The following is a 4,082-nucleotide window of genomic DNA, read 5'->3' on the forward strand; positions in this document are numbered from 1 at the left end:
AAGGGATTCCGGTACCTTGCCAGCGCGGCGCTCAAGGGGCTGGCGAAGGGGGCGGCTTCTTTCGCCAAAGGGCTGCAGGCGACGACGCCGCTGCCGATCGCGCTGGGCATGGCCGTTGCCGAGGGCATGAGCGATGAAGCGGCGGCCGAGAGTGCGGAGCAGGGGCTGGATGCGCAGGGGACGAATAGCGGAGATGGCGCGAAGGACGGCAAAAAAGATACCTTACAACCTGGCCCACATGCTGGCGAATCAATTCCTGCACGTGGACCCGGTCGGGACTTTAGCAAGGAAGAGCGCGACAAAATTAACGAGATCGGGCAAAACACTGGTTGCCACACGTGCGGCAGCAAAGATCCCGGCACGACTAGCGGCAATCACATTCCCGATCATCAACCTCCGAATGCGTTGAACCCTTCGGGTGGTGCGCAGGAACTGTATCCACACTGCTTGACATGCAGCCGGGTGCAAGGTGGACAAGTAAGGGGTACACAGAGTCGCTAAAATGGAGGTATAAATTGAGTATCGAAATATCTATGATCAGTGAGGGATTGACTTGCCGAACGGCAGGGCTGCTGAATCAACTTAACTACGAAATAAGTGCGACAGTCGATAATCCCTTGCTGCTGGATGAATGCGGCGAGTTTGTTAGGTTCATACAGGACTATGCGGCGGCTGGTAATCCAATCAAGTCCGGCGAAACCGTCAATTACGGATATTGGCTTACTAAAGCAGAATTAGATGATCGTAATCGACTTGTGTTTTGGGAGTACAGCCCCGAAGCAACGAATTTTGTCTTTGGTGTGAATACGGCTGTTTCATATTGGCGAGACCAACATCAGATTTGTCAAAAGGTTGGGGCGGCGTTTGCTCCGCCGAGACTAGATCAACTGGTTGTTATTTCAGACGGAGTTTATGAAGGCGACGAAGTGGAAGGTGTTCGATATCCATCGCCGGATCACATGTCGGGATGGTGGCTAACCACGGATCGTTTTAATGGTGATAGCAGCACGCTGAAAACTGTGCACGCCCACCACGTCAGTGCTAGAAGACCTGATCTTGTCAAGTTTCTGGCATTGCCTTTTGGCTATCGATTCTTTTCGCCGCAAAGCGATGTTTGGTTTGATCAAAAGGTGGCGAACGCCAAAACTTAATAAGTAGTGGTACTTCAAGTGCAGCATAGGTTTTTGTCCCTTCTTGAAATGCTGCGGGTTCACGGCATCGTCGACCAAGCTGTACCAACACAACAGCCAGTCCACTACCGCTGGATGATGATAAAGATAAGGACTTGTCCAAAGGGTGGCGGAACAGCAGCACGTATCCTTTCGTAGCTACGGGGGGCTATCGTAAACTTCGTTCGGCGTGGCGGGGTGTGGAGTATGTAGCGAAATCGGCGCTCAAGGGGCTGACGAAGGGGGCGATTCCTTTCGTCAAAGGGCTGCAGGCGACGCCGCCGCTGCCTATCGCGCTGGGCATGGCCGTTGCCGAGGGCATGAGCGATGAAGCGGCGTCTGAGAGTGCGGAGCAGGCGCTGGATGCGCAGGGGACGAATAGCGCAACAGCTAGTCCACCGCCATCGGATGATGATAAAGATAAGGACTTGTCCAAAGAGGACCGGAAGTCTATCCGATCATTGGAGAAGCAGATCGAGAAACACGAACAGAAGCTTGCCGACTTCAAGAACAACCCAAGCGTCAGGCCAGGCATGGAAGATCAGCCCAAGGAGGTAATTGAAGCACAGCGTGCTACTCGTATACGACATCTGGAAACTGAAATCCGGACTTTTCAGAATAACATCGATAAAATTCGCGGCGGCCAATAATCAGGGGAAACTATGCGATCTTGCGAATTATGTGTTTTTGATTCTGTCGAAAGGGCCGATTGGGCGAAGTTGAAACCGATGCCAACAGTTAGTTTAATGGCTTTGTCCTATCGTCTTGAGGATGCTGTGTTGGCAGAAGTAATCAAGGGCTGCTTGTCTATAGGTACGCTTTTATTTGCGACTTATGGCGAATTTGCCGACGAAATGGAAGACCAGATCGATCTTGTACTAGAGAGTGAGTCCAGACTTGAAATTATCACTACGTCTCATCAAGACGATGCAATAGAGGATACGGCAAATTTTCTTGTGAGTGCCGCTTATCGAGAATCTGACCATTTTCGATGCTTGGTAATTCTTGATAAGCGAGTGGCAAACAGCGGTCTCTTGCTGAAAGCGGTGGAGAAGTTGTGTATGGACTTGTCCGAGTATAAATAGTTTGGCCCGCCGGAGTCCAGGGAAACGCTGATCAATTTATTATTTTCACTCACTCTTGGTCTGCGAACGGACGAACAGAGCACTCACCAAGAATTGTCGATTTTGGGAGTCCAACAACGGCATTTTCAGGCGATTTGATGCGTGGCTTCGCGCTTTTCGGCGATCAGGACGTACCAGTCGCAAAGTTATAATCGTTACAGCTATGTGTGGAACAATCCGCTCAATGCGACCGATCCGAGCGGTTACATGCAGATCATGGCGACGATTGAGGTCACGGCGAGCCGGACGGCGATGCAAGGGGTGGGGATGGGCCTCGTGCAGCGTCTCGACGTGAGCAATGACGTCAGTGATCCGTCGTTGAACATGACGGCGCGGCCGCCATCGTTAGGGGAGCGGGTGTACCGGGAACTTCAAGCGGCTGGGAGGGGATTCCGGTACCTTGCCAGCGCGGCGCTCAAGGGGCTGGCGAAGGGGGCGATTCCTTTCGTCAAAGGGCTTCAGGCGACGACGCCGCTGCCGATCGCGCTGGGCATGGCCGTTGCCGAGGGCATGAGCGATGAAGCGGCGGCTGAGAGTGCGGAGCAGGGGCTGGATGCGCAGGGGACAGACAGTGGAGAAGGAGCTAGCAGTAGTAGCGATGATGAAAAGAAACAGGACGTTGAAAAAGATCCACGACGTCGTTTTAACAAAGGTGAGCGGGACCGCGCCCAAGATAGATCAAAGGATGCGGACGGCGATCCAGCGTGCGAATACTGTGGGATAAAGACCACCAATAAGCCCGGCCAGGCAAACTCTGCGCAAACGGACCACGTTGATGCATGGTCTAAAGGGGGAAGAACCAACGATTCGAATGCGGCAAATTCATGCCGTACATGCAATACGTCGAAAGGTGCTAAGGATATTGGTACGCAATGGTTGCCACCTGGTTATAGATAAGGAGTGTGGGATGGGAAGTTCAAAGTTTGATGATCAGCGATTGGGGGTCTATTGTTGTGGGCATATGTTCCGAGGCGAGCGGCCTGCACTCTTGGTTGTTAGGGAAGACGGGGACTGGCAGTTCTTGTGTGGAGGTGTCGATCATAATGATCCTCTCGAGCCATACCACGTTAGCATCGGGGTTTTACTTGATGCCGATCCGACACTTCATCAGATCGCAGATCTTCCACCAGAGTGGGAAGCGGAACGTACTGAAATCGGCGGTAATTGGTTGAGAACTTTGGGGACGCAGTAAGCCGGGTGCTGTCGGGATGAAGGAAAAGCCCCCGGTTGCCGTACCGCCGGGGTCAAAATATTCTTCCAGCTATCATGCACCGTCCAGTCCCGTTTGATTATGGATATTTGCCCCACGCAATGCTGAAAACGCCGATGGTAATGTAGTCAGCGAAACTTATGGGAACGGGCTGACCGCCACGCGCGGGTACGACGCGCTGACTGGCCGTCTCGTCAAACTGCAAGCTGGTACCAGCACACAGTGTATCTGAATGGCGGCGAGTTCGAGAAGGAGATCAACAGCCAGGCAGGTTTAACGCAATTCAGGCACTACATAAGCGGCGCTGGCGGCGCGCTGGCGATTCATACGCGGCGCAGCAACGGCAGCGAAGACGTGAAATACGTGCTGGCCGATCACCTGGGTTCAAGCAGCGTGGTAAGCGACGCCTCTGGCCGTGTGGTGGAGCGTCTGGCATACGATGCGTGGGGCGACCGGAGGGTCGCCAGCGGGGCGGGCGCGGGCGCGGACGATGCGGCCAATGCGATCGAGCCGGCCAGCACGGTCCGGGGTTTTACCGGACATGAGCATCTTGAGCGTGGCGGCATGGGGCTGGTGCAT

At 53.9% G+C, this 4,082-nt stretch carries 4 protein-coding genes; all 4 read left to right on the forward strand.

Annotated features, from left to right (window positions below):
* Nucleotides 1-515: 515 nt before the first annotated feature.
* Nucleotides 516-1,151, forward strand: a complete 636-nt coding sequence (locus GJA_RS26960; RefSeq protein WP_197539818.1) for an immunity protein Imm33 domain-containing protein — start codon at nucleotides 516-518, stop codon at nucleotides 1,149-1,151.
* Nucleotides 1,152-1,369: 218 nt separating this feature from the next.
* Nucleotides 1,370-1,819 carry a hypothetical protein gene (locus GJA_RS25610; RefSeq protein ID WP_038498045.1) on the forward strand — a complete coding sequence of 150 codons (450 nt, stop codon included), beginning with the start codon at nucleotides 1,370-1,372 and terminating at the stop codon, nucleotides 1,817-1,819.
* Between the two features lie 78 nt (nucleotides 1,820-1,897).
* Nucleotides 1,898-2,254, forward strand: a complete 357-nt coding sequence (locus tag GJA_RS25615; protein WP_144241642.1) for a hypothetical protein — start codon at nucleotides 1,898-1,900, stop codon at nucleotides 2,252-2,254.
* A gap of 141 nt (nucleotides 2,255-2,395) precedes the next feature.
* A complete protein-coding gene (locus tag GJA_RS25620; RefSeq protein ID WP_144241643.1) occupies nucleotides 2,396-3,190 on the forward strand; it encodes an HNH endonuclease signature motif containing protein in 795 nt (264 codons plus the stop codon).
* Nucleotides 3,191-4,082: the final 892 nt, after the last annotated feature.

Origin of the sequence: Janthinobacterium agaricidamnosum NBRC 102515 = DSM 9628 (assembly GCF_000723165.1) — a bacterium.
Lineage (GTDB): Bacteria > Pseudomonadota > Gammaproteobacteria > Burkholderiales > Burkholderiaceae_D > Janthinobacterium > Janthinobacterium agaricidamnosum.